Below are 16,732 nucleotides of genomic sequence, written 5' to 3' on the forward strand. Positions count from 1 at the left end.
TAATTATATTGATAATGTTTGAAGAAAGGACGGTTACGATATGGAATATATGTCTTGTCCCGAAGCAGCGGAAAAATGGGGTATTTCTGAACGGCGTGTGCAGATACTTTGTAAAGAAAATCGAATACCTGGTGTTTCAAAAATCGGTTATATGTGGTTGATACCCAAGAGCGCAGTAAAACCATTTGATAAAAGGATAAAAAGGAGTGTAGACAATGAATGAAAAAATTTTAGTTGTAGATGATGAAAAAGAGATAGCAGATTTACTTGAAGTTTATCTTAAAAACGATAATTATATAGTACACAAATATTACAATGGAATTGAAGCATTGGAATGTATTCAGAAAACGGAAATTGATTTGGCGATATTGGACGTTATGCTTCCTGATATAGACGGATTCCGTATTTGCCAAAAAATTAGAGAAAATTTTTATTTCCCTGTTATTATGCTTACAGCTAAAATTGATGATGGCGATAAAATAATGGGGCTAACAATAGGTGCCGATGATTATATAACAAAACCTTTTAATCCCCTTGAAGTCATTGCAAGAGTGAAAACACAGTTAAGACGCTATCAGAAGTACAACAATCCAACAAAAAAGCAGTTTTTTCCAAAAAGTGAATATGACATTAGAGGATTGATTATCAATAAGGACACGCATAAATGCTTTTTGTTCGGAAAAGAAATATCTTTAACTCCTATCGAGTTTTCAATCCTTTGGTATTTATGTGAACATCAAGGCAAAGTTGTTTCAACTGAGGAACTATTTGAAAATATCTGGAAAGAAAAATATTTAGATAATAACAACACCGTAATGGCACATATAGGGCGGCTTAGAGAAAAATTAAATGAACCCGCCAAAAATCCAAAATTTATCAAAACAGTTTGGGGGGTAGGTTATGAAATTGAATAAAAATGAACAAAATTATCTGCTTACAATCCTGTTTAAAAGTTATATCTTACAGAGTGTAATTTGTTCGGGAATTATCTTAGTGTGTACGGTTTCGTTAGATATGGGACTTACTTGGGTACTGGATAGATATGTGGAACATTACTACCTGATATATAGGGGACTTTATGTTTATATGGTAGGGCTTATATTATGGGTAGTTTGCATTTTGTATTTGACTTATAAACTTTTGAAAAAGGTTGTTAATTATGTCTACGAGTTACAAGCTGCAACAGGAAAACTATTTGATAAATCAGTAGATTATATTGAACTCTCACCGGAACTAAGCGAAATTGCTATCAACATAAATCGCTTAAAGCAAGAAGCAGAAAACAATGCGCGACTTGCACAGGAAAATGAACAGCGCAAGAATGATTTGATTATGTACCTTGCACATGATTTGAAAACGCCGCTTTCTTCCGTCATTGGCTATCTAACACTACTGCATGATGATGAACAACAAATATCACAGGAGTTAAGAGAAAAGTATCTTTCTATTTCTCTTGATAAAGCAGAACGTCTTGAAGATTTGATAAACGAGTTTTTTGAAATCACACGATTTAACTTATCTAACATAACATTACAATACAGCAACATAAATTTGACCCGTTTATTAGAACAACTTATCTATGAATTTAAGCCCATATTAAAGGAAAAAAATTTGAAATGTACTCTCAATAGTACAAGCGACATTATGCTACATTGCGACGCAAACAAAATACAACGTGTGTTCGATAATCTCTTGCGTAATGCGGTAATTTACAGTTATACAGATACAGAAGTTGCAATAACCACAGAACTTCAAGAGAACACTATTGTAATTACTTTTGAAAATTTTGGGAATCCTATCGCAGAAGAAAAACTAAAACTAATATTTGAGCAGTTTTACCGAGTTGACACATCAAGAAATACTACAAGTGGTGGTGCCGGATTGGGACTTGCGATTGCGAAACATATTGTAGAACTACATAAGGGGACTATTGTTGCTCATAGTAAAGACGAGTGTATAAAATTTATAGTTACACTTCCACTTTCGTAGGAAAATCGTAAGAAATTCCGTAGCAAAAAAGAGGATTTTCTTGCGAACAATCATCAAAATTAAGGCTTTTATTTTGATACAATTATTGTATCAAGGTGAAAGCCTTTTATCTTTAAACGAAATATAATATACAATAACAAGGAGGTATGTTGGTGAAATACCAAAATCGAATTATGGCGTTACCTATGCTATGTATGATAATAATTGTGTTATCTGCCTGTTGTTTTGACGAGCAGAAAAATGAAACCAGTAACGTAAATCCAAAAGTACAATCCGTTGAAACGGTATCCGTTACTCGCGGTAATCTTACTCCAACGGTATCTGCTCACACAACTATTATTCCGGCTTTGGATTTTGTTTTATGTTCTTCTGTTGAGGGTACTTTTGAAGCCTGTTCCTCAGCCGGCAACAAAATTACTGAGGGTGGTGTGATTGGGAAAGTATCTGAAGAAGAAATAAAATCCCCAGTTGACGCAACGATTCTTTCTATTATCTCATCTAATGAGAGTGTTCCCAAAAATTATCCCTTAGCAACAGCTAAGTACACAGGTTTTGCTCTCAATATTGAAGCTGAAAATTTTTTGAAAATATTGCCGGAAAATGCAGCATTAAAAGCAAAGTTTCAAGTAGTTGATGGTGTGGGACCTACGGAAGCGATTGCAGTTGTAGTACCAGTATCAGAAAATGCAGAAAGCACATTGCAATGTTTAATTGGAAAAGATATTGATGTAAAACCCGGACAAAGTGCTACCGTTGTCATAACAGCCGAAACTAGAAAAGATGTGCTTTTGTTACCACTTTCAGTCATTGCGGGCAGACAAGGTAAGGGAATGGTAACCGTAATAAATGACGGAAAACAAATTCAAACAGAAGTTATGCTGGGTGCAACTGATGGTGCATATATAGAAATATTGTCGGGTGTAAATGAGGGCGATACAATTTCTTCTATTCCCCCAAACCTTGACCCAAGGAGTAATTTGTAACATGGAAAAAACGAATGGAGGAAATTTAATTCAAATAAAAAACTTGGTAGCGACTGTTAATTTGAATAATGGTGATACCTTAGTAACTGTAAACAAAGCAAATATGGAACTAAAGCGAGGAAACAGCTATGCTATTGTAGGCAAATCGGGTTCAGGAAAAACAAGCCTTATATCAATTATAGGTTTACTCAACCACTCATATCAAGGCGAATTTCTTTATAATGGTATGTCTGTTTCCACTTTAACAGATAGCCAGCTATCTATGCTTCGAGCAAGTAATATCGGTTTTGTTTTTCAAAACTATTCTTTAATTAAACATTTAAGAGTTTGGGAAAATATTGAGCTTCCTTTACTTTATTCCAAAAAGAAAATGAATACAAGACAGCGGAAAGAAGCAATACGAAATCTTTTGCAAAGTGTTGGATTAGAAGGAAAAGAAAATGATTATCCATCTAATTTATCAGGAGGCGAACAACAAAGAGTGGCGATTGCCCGCGCACTTGCAGTATCGCCGGAAGCCATTTTATGTGATGAACCTACTGGTGCTTTAGATAAAAAAACCGGAAAACAAATTATGGACCTTTTACATCAAGTTGTGCTTAAAAATGGCATTATGCTTTTAATAGTAACTCATGACCTCGATATTGCAAAGACTTGTAATACAATTTTTGAAATGGACGGAGGGAGGCTTCAATGTGTTAAATATGATTCTTAAAGACCTTCGTATTTCTCCTCTCCGCAATATTTTAACCAGTATTTCTATGCTTGTAGGAATTATAGCAATGATAGGTTCCGTTTTGGTTGGTACTCTTGGTAAAGAGTATTTAATTTCTGTTAATGCACAGATATACGGTTGGGTTCCAACATACTCCTTTTCAATAATGGATTGCCGTTTTGAAGATGCCGCTAAAATGCAGAATTTTTTGACAAAAGTACAGCAATTAGATGACTCGATAGCCGTTACTCTGTCTATGCAGGAAAATATAAGCTTTGCACCGATTCCATCCCTTTCATCATTGAAAGATAAAAATGACACACTTTATAAAGATTTTATACCTGTTGATGTCATTTTCACAACAACAGGTTACAATAAAGTCTATAATTTACCTATGTCATCGGGAAATTGGTTTTACTCCTCCGAAACAAACAATATTCTTTGTATGGTAGTAAATAAAGAGGCTGAATCCTATTTCAATACTTCGTATGCCGTAGGTAATCCAAAAAACAGCCTTGCATTAACACCGTTTAACGTAACTGGGATTGTAAATGACGGAAAGGATATACCTACAATCTATATTGACGTACAAGCAATAGAACAGCTTGTTCCTAATATGTGGCAAGTACAAAGTGCAAATATTTATTGGCACATGACTAATGGACTTACAACAAAACAAATGTATTCTGCCTTACAAGATATTTTGAAAGAAACAATAGGAGGTCATTTAGAAAATACAGGAAGAAGCGATATTGGTAATGCTTATGATTCTGTATTAGCTATGCTTCAACTAGGACTTTTAGTAACATCGTTTTTATTATTGTTTGTTTCTGTTTTGGGACAGATTAACATAGGTTTATCTTCTTTAGAACAACGTACACATGAGCTGTTGATTAGAAGAGCAATAGGAGCTTCCCGCGCAAATATTGTTACTTTGGTTTTAGGTACGCAACTGATTATTTCAATATTCGTTTGCATTGCGTCAATTTTACTCTCGCTACTTATCGTTGAAGGTATCAGTGTATTGCTTCCACCTGATTCACCAATAACAGCACCAAGTTATCCTATTTTTTCGGCTGTCATAGCTGTAATAACTTCTGTTATTGTTGCATTATTAGGCGGGTTATTGCCCGCAATAAAAGCAGCAAAACTGGAACCTGCATTAGCACTTAGATAAAAGTTTAAGAAATTGGAGGAATAAATATGAAAATATTATCTGCTAAAACAAAAATTCTTTTAGGAATGATTTTTACTTTAATGATATGCTTAATGTTTGCGGGGTGTTCTAATTCTGATACTACATCTGATTCAAGAGGATTTACAGACTTTGAGCATATCGAAGAAGAATATCTTGCAACCATTGACAGTTTGGATTGGCCAGATGGAGTTGAACTTCCTAAAAAGTTGGAAAATGAAGATACAGGGGCTTCTTTCCAAGTTGGCTATGGTGAAACAAGAGCTTCTAACTTGTGGGAATATTCATGGATGAAAGAATGGCTTGACACTTATAATACAAATCCGGAAAGAGCCGAAAAAGCATTAGAAGAATTGGAAAAAGCATTTGATATGCCATATATGGGAAAAGACAGGTGCGATGACGCTACTCGTAATTATTTGCGAGAAAATATTGACAAAGCAAAACTAGGTGATCCATCTGGTTTTAGGGAGTGTATAGATGTTAATTATTGATTGGTCTTACTAACAAGTAATTTTCAAGTACATTTAGGGAGGTGAATTAAGTAGATGAGAAGAAATTATAAGAGAAAAAAATTCCATGTAAGCGGTATCTGTATTTTTCTTGTTTTGATAATATTTAGTGTTGCTTTTGTATTGTGGGCAATGAAACCTGACAATTTTCGCAATGAGAAGAATAAAATCAACTCTTGGCTGAATGGAATTTCCTTTCAAGATTTTTATAATGCAAAATCCCTCATATTAGTTGACCTTTCTAATGACAATATATTTATTTCAAAGCGAGAAAACGAGCAACAGCTTCCTGCCAGCTTAGCCAAATTATTTGTCATTGAATACGCAGCAACACTTGCGGATTTAGATAGTATTGTTCCTGCAAATTATGAAGCAATCCAATTAACTAAACCTGGTTCATCTGTTGCGAATATAGACGCGAAAAAATATTTTCTCCACAATTTGTTTGCTGCCATGTTGGTTCCATCTGGAAATGACGCTGCTTATGTAGTCGCGGATTATTGTGGTTCTATTCTTTCACCACAAGCTAAGAATAGTCAAGAACGTATTAATGTTTTTATGGAACATCTAAATAATTACTTACAAAATCAAGGGTATGAAAACACAATTTTATATGACCCAAGCGGATATGATGTCAATGCTCTCACTACCGTTTCAGACCTAAAATCAGTATCTACTCACCTTTTAGAGAAGCAATGGTTTAGAGATATTGTTTCAAAGAGTAATTATACAGCTACTTTACCTGACGGAAGTACGCAGACATGGAGGAATACTAATACTTTTCTTGACCAAACATCAGAATATTACAATGAAAATGTTAAAGGTATCAAGACAGGTTCCTTATCTAATGACTATAATTTAGTTGTTCTTTATCAACAACATGGAAAGGAATTTTTAATATGTAGTTTAGGCTCTCAATCGGATTCTTCAAGATATGATGATGTGAATTATATTCTTAAAACAATAGATGAATCTGACTATTTAACTAAATGATTTCATCTGCCGGACGACGGCAAAAGAAAAAAAGCCGTCGCAGAGCAGACACATTTTCACGCGCCTACTCTATTTCGGCGGCTTTGATTATCAGAGCCGCCGTTTCTTTTTATCCATCTAAATTCCAACGACGACCCTCTACCATGTAAAGGCATGGCGGCTTTAGGAGGTAGCCGCCATGCACTTATCAACTTATCGACACAAATCGACATTCCCCCAATTATCAAAAAAAGTCTATCCCCTGCAACGGGGTATTTCGGGCATAAAGATGAACAATCACATCATCTAAATACTTTTTATGTTTCCTTTGCGTCTGTCTGCGCCTTGCAGATGGGCGCATTTTGCATTTTACAGAACTTTTTTCAAAGAAATTTTTGCTTTCGTCCAGCGTTTGAAAAAGTCGTCTGTATTATCACGCGAAAAGGGGAGGTACTACCACCTTTCGACAGAAAGGAGGTGAGAACATGGAACCTAATCGCAGAGAATTTCAAAAGCAATGTGCCTTTCAAAGTTTCTGTAAACGGGTGCTGCACAACGAAGCGTGCAACGCCCACGACGAAATCCGGCGACGCAGAAAACGGGAAGTATCGTTTTGCGACCTTGCCTTGCATGAGGAACGGCAGCTTTACACCGTTGACAAGTATTTTCAAGACGAAGAAGCTGAACCGCGTTATCAAATGGCAGGAAAAGAGATAACCCCGAAACTGCTGCTTGAAGCAATCCGCACTTTGCCGGAGGAAAAAAGGACTGCTATCCTGCTGTACTATTTCGAGGGCATGACCGACGTGGAAATCGGAAAGATGTTCAATACGTCGCGCAGCACGATACAGTACAGACGGACAAGCTCTTTTGAACTGTTAAAGAAATATTTGGAGGGACACGCTGATGAATGGGAAGAATGGTAAACAATCCGACTACCCGGAAATCGCCCTTGTTCCCTATCCCGTCATTGTGGCGGCGAGCAAAGGCGACCCGGACGCTATGAAAATAGTCTTGCAGCATTTCAGCGGCTACATAGCGAGCCTGTCCATGCGGAAGCTCTACGACGAGCGCGGCAACGTCTACTATGGCGTTGACGAGGACATACGGGAACGGCTGCAAGCAAGACTGATGAGGGCTATCCTCACATTTCGGGCTGATGAATAGTTGAGCATGACCGTAAAACGTCTTGTAACCCCTTTTCCGTTTTACGGCAAGCAGAACAGCCATCTTGTTCTTTGAAAAAGAAAGCGGCGCAAGAGAACGGCGACGCAGTATAGGGCAAATCGGATACGTTCCTTTTGTGCCGAGCCATACAGCGGGTGCGCCATGACTTCCCTTTCGGGAACGAGCGAACAACACTACACCGCAAAGCAAGTCAGCAGCTTGCGGGCGACGACACACAAGAGGGATAATGATACTCCCTTACAGCCACAGTCCGAGCGTTAGAAGCGTCGCAGGCAATGGGTAGGGCTGCGTGAGAACCACGCAGGAGTGAAATTCTCGTGGAGCTATGCTAATAGCCGTTCGATTAAAGCCCCTTTTATTCAAAAACATACCTTTGAGCCATTTTGAAAGGGGGTATTCCTATGGCTAAAAAGGAAACTACAAACCATGCCGCCCCTGTTTTGCCTATGCTGAAAACAGTAGAGCAAATGAGCAAGGTTAGCGGTATTGGAGAAAATAAATTACGCGAGCTTATGGATAACGGCGAACTGGAATACGTTCAAAACGGAAACCGCCGCTTGATTGCCGATACCGCTATATGGGATTGGTACGAGCGAGCGAAAAACGCCGTAAAGCCCCCGGCAGAGCAAGGGGGTTAAGTTATGGCAATCTCAACAAGACAGGTAAAAAACAAACGCGACAGCAACGGCGTACTGACCGGACGACCCGGCACAGTCTACGACGTAAACATAAAGTACACCGCCCCGGACGGAAAAAAGAAGTCGTATGCAAAAAAGGGCTTTGCCACCAAAAAGGAAGCAGCACAGCATGAAGCGGAAATGAAAACGAAGCTCCAAAATCCGGGGCAAGTTGCTTCTATTACTTCACAGAGGAAACAGACTGTCGCTGCCTATCTCAATGACTGGGTGGAAAGCTATGCAAGAGTGAACTTGCGCCCCTCTACTTATGACGGGTATAAAAAGACGATTGCAAACTATATCAATCCGTATATCGGCGGCGTTGCCCTCAATCAGCTTACCCCTGCTATGGTAGACAAGATGTTTCAGCAGATTATAGACAAAGGCTTGAAGCCGTCCACCGCAGCCGGGGCAAAACGTGTTTTGAGTGTGGCGTTGAGCCATGCCCGCAAATACCGCTATATCGAAACCAACGCGGCAAAAGATACCCTTACGAAGTTTGGGAAAGGCGACAAGACCCCTGACCCTTACACGCCGGAACAGGTGAAAGCCTTAATGCAGCGCGTCGAGGGTACTGTTTGGGAAATGCCTGTTATCTTGGGCGGGCTTTACGGTATGCGCCGTTCTGAAATCTTAGGCTTGCGTTGGCGCAATGTGGATTTGGAGAACAACACCTTTGATGTTACCGAGCAGCTACCTTTCAAGGTACCGCCAAAAACAAAAGTCATTGAAGAAATGGCACCGCCGAAATCCAACGGCAGAAAGCTACCCATTACGGAGCTTGCCCGCCCGTTCTTCCTCAAACAGCTTGCCATGCAGGAAGTACAGAAAGAACAGGCAGCAAAAGACGGAAAGCCTTACTATGACAATGACCTTGTTGTAGCAAAGCCGGACGGCGCACCTATCGCCGCGTCGTGGGTGTCCTCTCAATTTGGAAAGCTGCTTGAAGATTTGGATATGCCGCACATTCGTTTTCACGATTTACGACATACGGCAGCGACCAATATGCACCAACTGACAGGCGACTTCTATACGGTTGGCGAAGTCTTGGGACATACTCTTGCGGGTATCGGCGCGTCGCTTGGGCTTTCCATGAACTTTGAAGCTGTTACCGCCCGTTATGTGGACGTGCGGCTTGAACGAAAAAAAGAAGTTTTGGACGCTTACCATAGCGCGGTGGAAAAAGCAGCCCCGGAGAAACCAAAGGAAGCCGAGCCGAAAAAAGGAAAACGGGCAGCAAAGAAAAAACACAGCGAAATAGACCTTTAACCGCTGTATCTCTTTACTGCTCTTTACAACCTTTTATATGCCCGCGTGGAATTTGGGCACCATTTGGGCACCATTTACGGAAAAAGCACCATGAAAACAGAGGGTAAAAGAAACGCCGACAACTCACAAAAACGTAGTGTTCATGCGGGTTTTCGGCGTTTTCCTATCCCTTAACGGGCTTCTATTCATCTTGTGCGAGAGAGAAAAATTCTACTATTTTTTATTATTTAATAAGCTTATAATAAACAGAGATTATAAAATCCTTTGAAAACCCTTACAGTCGAGTACTGAAGTGAAGCAAGAGGATTGTCACTGGTATTAAATGTCTCAGGTTCATCTGCAACAGGAAAATGAAAAGATATATTAGATAAATTTGCCATTGCATGTGTATATATCACTCCAGAATCATTTAAATACTGACGATAAAATTTCAATAACAAATTATGTTTCATTTCTTCTGCAGCATTATCAAGTATAGGAAGTCCTCGTTCTTCTTCAGGAATGTCTATTTCATCTAAGCAAAGAACTTCCTTGCAAAGCCACTCCCATGCATCGTTAAACTGCATGTTAGATTTAATACTTCTCCAATCTAACGCCGTATAAAATTTCATTAAATACTCTTTATTAGCATTGGGAATAATTCCGTCCGCCGAATTAAATATTAAATTTTCAAGTTCTGAACGAACTGTCCTCCATGCATCTTCATATTTTGAAGACCATAATTCTTCTATATCTCGTATTTTTACTTTCTCTATTTCCGCTTTCAGTTTCTTCTTGCTTACAACAGATCCGTCCTTTCTCTGGATCGTCCAATTATCAAAGTCGTAATAAATTTTATTCAATTCTAGATTATCAGAAACAACTGCTTCTCCATAATGAAACTCTAAATCTTTGAGGCACGCAAAGATTTTATCTGCATCTTCTTGGGTTACAATGGGCATCCCAGCTACAATCGAATGATAGTTTGTTATTCCCGCTATATTATCTTTATTTCGCTCAACTACACTTTCTTTGTCCTCAAGAAAACGTATATATAAAGTACCATTCCCATGCAGATAGATATGTTCTTGGAATCAAATGATGATACTTTGCTTTTGTCTCACCCATTGAATCTCCCCCATTTCAAGTGTTTATTGAATAATTCTAATTTCTCAATCAGCTTCATATCAGCTGGTAACCAGTCAACGCTGTATAATTCATCTTTACAAAGCCAGCGCGCGTTCTCTGCTTCTTTGAGTGTTATTTCACCATCAGTCACAATGCACCAGAAGCAGTCCATACTTAAATGAAATGATGGGTAATCATATTCAATAGTGTCTATCAAATCGCCAACTTCGATTTTTACATCAAGCTCCTCTTGAATTTCCCTTACTAAGGCTTCTTGTGGTGTTTCCTCAAGTTCGATCTTTCCTCCAGGAAACTCCCATTGGCCCTTAAATTCACCGTATCCTCTCGCTGTGGCAAAAATCTTATCTTCGCTACGAATCACTGCAGCGACAACTCTAATCCTCTTCATATCTTCCTTATATAAACTCCAGCAACTTCTTTTCCATGCAGAATTCATACCCCATCTTTTTTAATCCAACCTTATCAAACTGAACGACTATCGTAGTTCCTTCAATCGCTGTAATCTTGCCAAGGCCAAATGCTTTATGTTTCACCTGTCTTCCGACAATATCGGTCGGTATTTCCATCTGCGGTTTTAGCTCTGGTTTCGGAACAATCGGTGCAACAAATACAGGCTTCTTTGTTCCTTTTTTCTTGGCAGCAGCCATCATTTTTGTATACTCAGCATCAACATTCTTACCACGATTTTCGTAGTCATCCATATCCTTAAATACAAACATTTGTGGCTTCTTTACATCATTATCTGGTACAGGCCTTATCGGGAACATCCATACTTTTCGATCATTACCATCTTCACCGGGCTGCACATCTGTGTATGGCTTGCTCACAAGTTCTATTCTTCCGCAGTAGATATATTCTCCAGCATCTATAACTTCAAACAGATGAACATCAACTCCATTATAATCAGACTCAGCCAATGTGGCATTCTGCGCCCAAAGAATGTCTTGGTCACCTGATTTGCCCATGCCTGTATAATGTAAACCCCCGCCGATCCACTTATCATGATAAAGACCTTTTGTATAATCCGATACGATAACAAGTGTATTCGTTGTTCTTGACCGGCGCATACCTCCCATATTTCCGCATTTGAATATTCCAACAATATCTGCGTTCTTTATAATTTGTCCTATTTTTAGTCCAGGATTAAACATAAATATGCCTCCAATTCTCCTCACATCCATTCCACTGCCTGCAAACACCCAAAATGGTCGAGTTGCCGGATTGGTTGTCACCCTTTTTCATTTTCCAAAAATCATCCAAAAATGCCTGACATCTAATCCGAGGTTACAACCTGACACACATTTTGCAGTAGATATGTTTTCCTACAAGAAAACCGAGCTTTCCGCAAGGCTTCTCTGATAATACTAACCTCGCAAAAAGCCCGGAAATACGCCACTTTTCAGCCTTTATTTATCTTTTCTTGACAGCAAACAGACCGTCTCAACGGTATTACCTTTTTCCCACAAGAGCCGCCTTACCTCTTGACCATCCCGATATATTGGGAAATTAAACTCTATCGACTTCAAAGGCTGCTCTGACTCCCCATTTGGATATATCTGAATTTCTTTTATAAGATAAGTAATAAGGCTTTTCTTTTCCTCGTCACTTATTATATCATAGAGCTTTCCGAAATTCAGCATAAGCTTGTAAATATTGTCCAGAGTGATTGTTTCCATTTCGATAGAACTTTTTCTCAGCTTTGCATCTTCAATCCGTTCTTCCAACTCTACAATCGTATCATACAAGGCATCAAGTCTTAAAGTCATGTCGTGGATTTTCCTTTCTCTGAAACGAGCATCAATAGGCAGATTATCAATCTCTCGTTCCAGACGGGCTTTATTCAAATCTACTTCTTTCAACTTACTCTCGTAATTGGCAAGTTCCTTATCAATAGCTGTTGTATCGGTCTGTACGCCAATACGCTTTTCAATCTCTTTTGCAAAATACTTATCGCTTACCAATTCCTTAACAGCTTCAATTACAAGCGGCTCAATATCTGTTTTTCTTAGCGATGCTTTATAATCACAATGATGTCCTCGCTCCTGCTTATTTCTGCCGCAAATATAATAGTAAACCTCTTTGTATGTGCCGTCTTTATTTGTCCAAGCGTGTTTGTTCGTATACATTGAACTTCCACAAAGGGGACACTTTAATATCCCCGTCAAAAGGTGTGACCTATCCTTACCGATTTTGGATGGCTGTTTAATTCCTGTCGCCATACGCTTTGCGTGAACCTTTTGCCACAATTCCTCGCTGATAATTCCTTCATGTTGTCCATCTTCCAGAATGTAATCCTCTGCATGAACCTGCTTATATTCATTTTTTGTACCTTTTACCTTTTCTCGTGTTCTTCTGCCATAAGCAATCTTTCCACAATAAACAGGATTATCTAATATCAACCGTATAAAATGACTGCTCCAAGTTTCCAATGTGCCGTTCTGACGAGGTATCTTCTTTATACCTTGAAGATTAAGATATTTTGCTACTCCGCCAAGTCCTATATCAGAATTAGCAAATTTATCAAATATAATTCTGATTGCTTCAGCTTCCGTTTCTTCTATCAAGAGCTGATTGTCTTTCAGATAATATCCGTATGGTGCAAATCCACCATTCCACCCACCTTGTCGTGCTTTTTCTCTCCGTCCATTCATTGTCTGTTCAATGATATTTTCTCTTTCTATTTCTGCAACCGCAGACAAAACAGAGATTAAAAGTTTTCCACTTGTCTGTGACGAGTCAATTCCTTCTTCAATACAAATAAGATTTATTCCATAAGATTGTACAAACTCTAATGAATTTAGAATATCCGCTGCATTTCTTCCGAAACGGGAAAGTTTATAAACCAGAATATAGTCTATCTCCAATCCGTTTTTTATATCGGAAAGCATTTTCTTAAATGCAGGTCGTCCTTCAATAGATTTTCCTGATTTACCTGCATCCTCATAGATACCGACAATTTCCATTTCTTCTCGGTCAGCAAATCGTTTTAATCCGTTTTTTTGTCCTTCAAGGCTATATCCGTCTACCTGCATTTCGGTACTTACTCTCGGATACAGGACACATTTCTTTCCTTCTCTGTTCATCGTACCACCTCCATAATTTTATAGGGAAATGTGATATGTAAGGCTGCGTAGCTTACGCAGCACAATCCAATTCTTGCAAAACTGTCTTTCCGTATTTTTCAACTATCTGCACCATAACATTGATAAATGAATTAAATACTTCGCTTTCATCTTTCATCTGTTCATTTTGCAATTCTGAATTTTGGATATAGTTTTCATTTCCCATAATGAGTACCTCCGCTATAAAACAAGCGGCTGTACTCTAAATTATAGAAATACAGCCGCATTTTTACCAATGTGCAAATTTATCGTTCTCGTCCCTTTTACACATCTGTTGCCTTCATTTTCTCCAATGCAACACTAATGGCAAGAGCCTTATCAACCCTTGCCACTATATCGTCTGGTATCATTCCCAAATACTGCTTTAGTCGCTGCTTATCAATCGTTCTTACCTGTTCAAGCAAAATGATTGAGTTCTTATCCAAACCTTCAAAATCATTGATTAAAGTGTGCGTCGGCAATTTTGCTTTAGCGTGTATTCGGCTTGTGATGGGTGCGACAATAACCGTAGGGCTATGCTTATTGCCGACATCGTTTGAAATGATAAGTACAGGTCTTGTTCCGCCTTGCTCCGAGCCGATAACGGGATTTAGATATGCGTAGTAAATATCTCCACGCTTGATTTTTCTTTCCATTATGTTTGACCTCCCAGATTTATTTAGGCAGGTATGTTCTGCCTATGTAGGCAGCCAAACAAAAGGAAGTATTTAAGGTCGGGAGAGTATAAACAAAATCTCTGTTCTTATGACCGCCTTTCGTTTGGCTGAATATGATAGGAGCATTTCAATTTGTCCTCGACACCCCGAAATGCTATGGGAAGTCGCCAAACGGTCAGCAGCGAACTGACACCACGGGAGTTCCACCCCAACTGTCGGTCTGACAGAGCCGCCCTCATTGCCTGCGACGTTTTTTTCACGCTCGGACTGTGACTGGACGGGAGTATCATTATCCTCTTTGTGGATTATGGCGAAATCGGGAGCTGCCCGATATTTTGAGTCGGTAAAGATAGGCTCACCACCTTTCAATCGCTCGCTGCCTTTTGACAGGTCGTGGCGTACCGCTGCACACGCTTATGCTCATCACAATCACAAAGAGAAAGTATTTGGCGAATGGGTATTCGGTTGTCAAGGAGCTATCCCGTTTTCGCCACACAAAGGAAAACAGGGTAAGAGGTTTTTGTCCTCTCACCCTGTAGCCCGTGGGAATATTCAATTTTCCCCTCTACTCAAAAAACTTTTTTAATTTTTCTTTGAGCCTGTCCATTCTTCTGTAAACAGCTTTTTCAGTAATATCCAGATACACCGCAATTTCACGGGTTGAATATCCTTGTACCTTCATCAAAGCAATCTGCAATGTAAGCATGTCCACCTTAATCAAAACTTGATAGAGGTGCTGATTTTCGATGCTGTCCAGAAAATCCTCAACCGTTTTGACTTCGGGCTGTGTAGTATCTTCAACAAGCTCGTCAAGATATGTACCTGTTTCCTGCACTCGCTGATAATACCGTCTGTCGGAATTAAAAATCGCCCAATCGTGAACACGGAGCTTCTCTATATCGTCCTCATTAACTCCCAAGCTCCGTAACTGTTTTTCCTCGGCTTCTTTCCAGAGCCGCCATTTCTTTTCTTCTCTGGCTTTGTTGTAAGCCATAATGTGTACCTCCAATCTGAATTTTTTGAGAAAATTCAGATTGAGGTGGGCTACGACAGCCACTGCCCGAAACAGGCTTCTCCTGCGTTCCAATAAAAAACGACAAACAAAAAGCCGCAAAGGTACTAAGACCTCTACGGCAATACGCATAATTATCTCTATGATATGGATATGTGACTTCTACTTGGAAAGTAGAAAAGTGCCACGAGCAAGCAAGGCTTTTTTTAATAAGTTATCCTCACTTCTGCGTGACACTATGTAAATAGCTGCTGCTTCTGACAAGCAGCGTGGTGGTCGTGCTTGACCAACACATAAAAATCCCCCCAAACTCAAACGGGTTTAGAGGGAAGATAAGTTTTTTTCAGGGCATGTCAAATCAGCCCACCAAAGCACCGTTTTTTTATTTGGTGGGTTGTGCGACCAATTCTGAAAAAAAGAGAGAGCCGATGATCTGTGAGTTTCTTCACAAGTTCATCGGCTCTGCGTCTTTGCGTCTGGCTCTTTGATGATTTGTATTTTTTTACTTTCCGCGAATAAAATGGAAATCGCAACAATTAGCGCCTTCCCCGATTGTTCCTAACCTTTCAAATCTAATTTTGGGTTTATATCCTGCAAAGGCAGTTACATCACTCTGGCAAAACACCGTGCACAATTCGGGACAACAATATTTTTCACACATTTCTTTATAAATACAGCGAACTATGTCAAAATGGATTTCTTTGTAATCATATCTTCTCCATTTCACCGTAAAACCTTCTATTGGATATTTTTTCTTCATGTGTGATTTAGCAAACATCTTGAACAAACTATATGTAAAAGGCATTTTTGTAAGCTTGGTATTTTCTTTTGCTTTATAGTTAGCATTGCGTTGTATTTCTTCATGAGCAACCGCAAGTGCTTTTTCTTTGGTAAAACCGTTTTCTATGAGGGTTATATATACACCTATTGTTGGTAGTATTCTGTTAAAAATATGCTCGTTCATCTCGTCATTTTCAAATCTTATTTCATATTTACATAGGTCGGTATATTTTTGACACATTAAAGAATAAAGCAACTCAGCTTGTTTTTTCCCGTATTCTCTTGATAAATCATCATATAAAAAATTCAAATCCGTTTCCTTATAATCCAAAATTAGCATCTCCGTTTCATACAATATTTAGTTTATCTCGATTATCAATAACTGTTACTTTCAGATACTTTGCTTCAATCAATGTTTCCTGTTTGCACTTCGGACAGTATAGAGGAAAATTCAAAAGAACAGTATCATCTCTGATTTGGTTACGAGTTTTGTTGCCACAAAAGGGGCAGAGTATCCATTCCGTTTTTTTCATT

21 protein-coding genes are annotated in these 16,732 nt (G+C 38.9%); 12 read left to right on the forward strand and 9 right to left on the reverse strand.

Annotation, left to right across the window (positions count from 1 at the left end):
- The first annotated feature begins 40 nt into the window (after positions 1 to 40).
- The 12 genes from C9914_RS01370 to C9914_RS01425 all read left to right on the forward strand — a co-directional run bounded on the left by C9914_RS01370 (position 41) and on the right by C9914_RS01425 (position 9,500).
- The gene (locus C9914_RS01370; RefSeq protein ID WP_005422953.1) at positions 41 to 223 is read left to right on the forward strand and encodes a helix-turn-helix domain-containing protein; all 183 of its coding nucleotides are present in this window, start codon (positions 41 to 43) and stop codon (positions 221 to 223) included.
- On the forward strand, positions 216 to 914 hold the full coding sequence (gene vanR / locus C9914_RS01375) for a VanR-ABDEGLN family response regulator transcription factor (protein ID WP_106762864.1): 699 nt from the start codon (positions 216 to 218) through the stop codon (positions 912 to 914). Before C9914_RS01370 ends, vanR begins: the two co-directional genes overlap by 8 nt.
- A gap of 172 nt (positions 915 to 1,086) precedes the next feature.
- Positions 1,087 to 1,989: a sensor histidine kinase gene (locus tag C9914_RS01380; RefSeq protein ID WP_456238920.1), complete on the forward strand. Its 903-nt coding sequence runs from the start codon at positions 1,087 to 1,089 to the stop codon at positions 1,987 to 1,989.
- Between the two features lie 152 nt (positions 1,990 to 2,141).
- A complete protein-coding gene (locus C9914_RS01385) occupies positions 2,142 to 2,972 on the forward strand; it encodes an efflux RND transporter periplasmic adaptor subunit (protein WP_330421768.1) in 831 nt (276 codons plus the stop codon).
- A 1-nt stretch (position 2,973) separates the two neighbouring features.
- Entirely contained in the window at positions 2,974 to 3,687 is a 714-nt protein-coding gene (locus C9914_RS01390) for an ABC transporter ATP-binding protein (RefSeq protein WP_005422944.1), read from the forward strand.
- On the forward strand, positions 3,677 to 4,864 hold the full coding sequence (locus C9914_RS01395; protein ID WP_106763257.1) for an ABC transporter permease: 1,188 nt from the start codon (positions 3,677 to 3,679) through the stop codon (positions 4,862 to 4,864). Before C9914_RS01390 ends, C9914_RS01395 begins: the two co-directional genes overlap by 11 nt.
- 26 nt (positions 4,865 to 4,890) lie before the next feature.
- The gene (locus C9914_RS01400) at positions 4,891 to 5,376 is read left to right on the forward strand and encodes a hypothetical protein (RefSeq protein WP_181013427.1); all 486 of its coding nucleotides are present in this window, start codon (positions 4,891 to 4,893) and stop codon (positions 5,374 to 5,376) included.
- 54 nt (positions 5,377 to 5,430) lie between these two features.
- Positions 5,431 to 6,387: a D-alanyl-D-alanine carboxypeptidase family protein gene (locus C9914_RS01405; RefSeq protein WP_106762868.1), complete on the forward strand. Its 957-nt coding sequence runs from the start codon at positions 5,431 to 5,433 to the stop codon at positions 6,385 to 6,387.
- Between the two features lie 464 nt (positions 6,388 to 6,851).
- Positions 6,852 to 7,292, forward strand: coding sequence for an RNA polymerase sigma factor (locus C9914_RS01410; protein WP_065532039.1), 441 nt, complete (start codon positions 6,852 to 6,854; stop codon positions 7,290 to 7,292).
- Entirely contained in the window at positions 7,273 to 7,533 is a 261-nt protein-coding gene (locus C9914_RS01415; protein WP_022263773.1) for a helix-turn-helix domain-containing protein, read from the forward strand. The genes C9914_RS01410 and C9914_RS01415 overlap by 20 nt, the downstream gene beginning before the upstream one ends.
- Positions 7,534 to 7,955: 422 nt before the next feature.
- Positions 7,956 to 8,192: a MerR family transcriptional regulator gene (locus C9914_RS01420; RefSeq protein ID WP_022263774.1), complete on the forward strand. Its 237-nt coding sequence runs from the start codon at positions 7,956 to 7,958 to the stop codon at positions 8,190 to 8,192.
- 3 nt (positions 8,193 to 8,195) lie between these two features.
- Positions 8,196 to 9,500 carry a tyrosine-type recombinase/integrase gene (locus C9914_RS01425; protein WP_106762869.1) on the forward strand — a complete coding sequence of 435 codons (1,305 nt, stop codon included), beginning with the start codon at positions 8,196 to 8,198 and terminating at the stop codon, positions 9,498 to 9,500.
- 236 nt (positions 9,501 to 9,736) lie between these two features.
- Here C9914_RS01425 and C9914_RS01430 read toward each other — a convergent pair whose 3' ends face one another.
- The 9 genes from C9914_RS01430 to C9914_RS01475 form a co-directional block, all read right to left on the reverse strand.
- Positions 9,737 to 10,441: a DUF4238 domain-containing protein gene (locus C9914_RS01430; RefSeq protein WP_022263776.1), complete on the reverse strand. Its 705-nt coding sequence runs from the start codon at positions 10,439 to 10,441 to the stop codon at positions 9,737 to 9,739.
- Between the two features lie 158 nt (positions 10,442 to 10,599).
- Positions 10,600 to 11,016 (reverse strand): 8-oxo-dGTP diphosphatase MutT, encoded by a 417-nt coding sequence (gene mutT / locus C9914_RS01435; protein WP_022263777.1) that lies wholly within the window; start codon positions 11,014 to 11,016, stop codon positions 10,600 to 10,602.
- A 7-nt stretch (positions 11,017 to 11,023) separates the two neighbouring features.
- Positions 11,024 to 11,779 (reverse strand): HNH endonuclease, encoded by a 756-nt coding sequence (locus C9914_RS01440; protein WP_106762873.1) that lies wholly within the window; start codon positions 11,777 to 11,779, stop codon positions 11,024 to 11,026.
- 255 nt (positions 11,780 to 12,034) lie between these two features.
- Positions 12,035 to 13,711, reverse strand: a complete 1,677-nt coding sequence (locus C9914_RS01445; protein WP_106762874.1) for a recombinase family protein — start codon at positions 13,709 to 13,711, stop codon at positions 12,035 to 12,037.
- A 52-nt stretch (positions 13,712 to 13,763) separates the two neighbouring features.
- A complete protein-coding gene (locus C9914_RS11585; RefSeq protein WP_021418918.1) occupies positions 13,764 to 13,916 on the reverse strand; it encodes a hypothetical protein in 153 nt (50 codons plus the stop codon).
- Positions 13,917 to 14,013: 97 nt separating this feature from the next.
- Positions 14,014 to 14,385 (reverse strand): type II toxin-antitoxin system PemK/MazF family toxin, encoded by a 372-nt coding sequence (locus tag C9914_RS01450; protein WP_106762876.1) that lies wholly within the window; start codon positions 14,383 to 14,385, stop codon positions 14,014 to 14,016.
- A 586-nt stretch (positions 14,386 to 14,971) separates the two neighbouring features.
- A complete protein-coding gene (locus C9914_RS01465; protein ID WP_106762879.1) occupies positions 14,972 to 15,400 on the reverse strand; it encodes an RNA polymerase sigma factor in 429 nt (142 codons plus the stop codon).
- Positions 15,401 to 15,920: 520 nt separating this feature from the next.
- Entirely contained in the window at positions 15,921 to 16,529 is a 609-nt protein-coding gene (locus C9914_RS01470) for an L-2-amino-thiazoline-4-carboxylic acid hydrolase (protein ID WP_158546304.1), read from the reverse strand.
- Between the two features lie 16 nt (positions 16,530 to 16,545).
- A complete protein-coding gene (locus tag C9914_RS01475; protein ID WP_106762882.1) occupies positions 16,546 to 16,731 on the reverse strand; it encodes a cysteine-rich KTR domain-containing protein in 186 nt (61 codons plus the stop codon).
- Between the last annotated feature and the right edge of the window lies 1 nt (position 16,732).

It is taken from the genome of Pseudoruminococcus massiliensis (assembly GCF_900291955.1).
Taxonomy (GTDB): domain Bacteria; phylum Bacillota; class Clostridia; order Oscillospirales; family Acutalibacteraceae; genus Pseudoruminococcus; species Pseudoruminococcus massiliensis.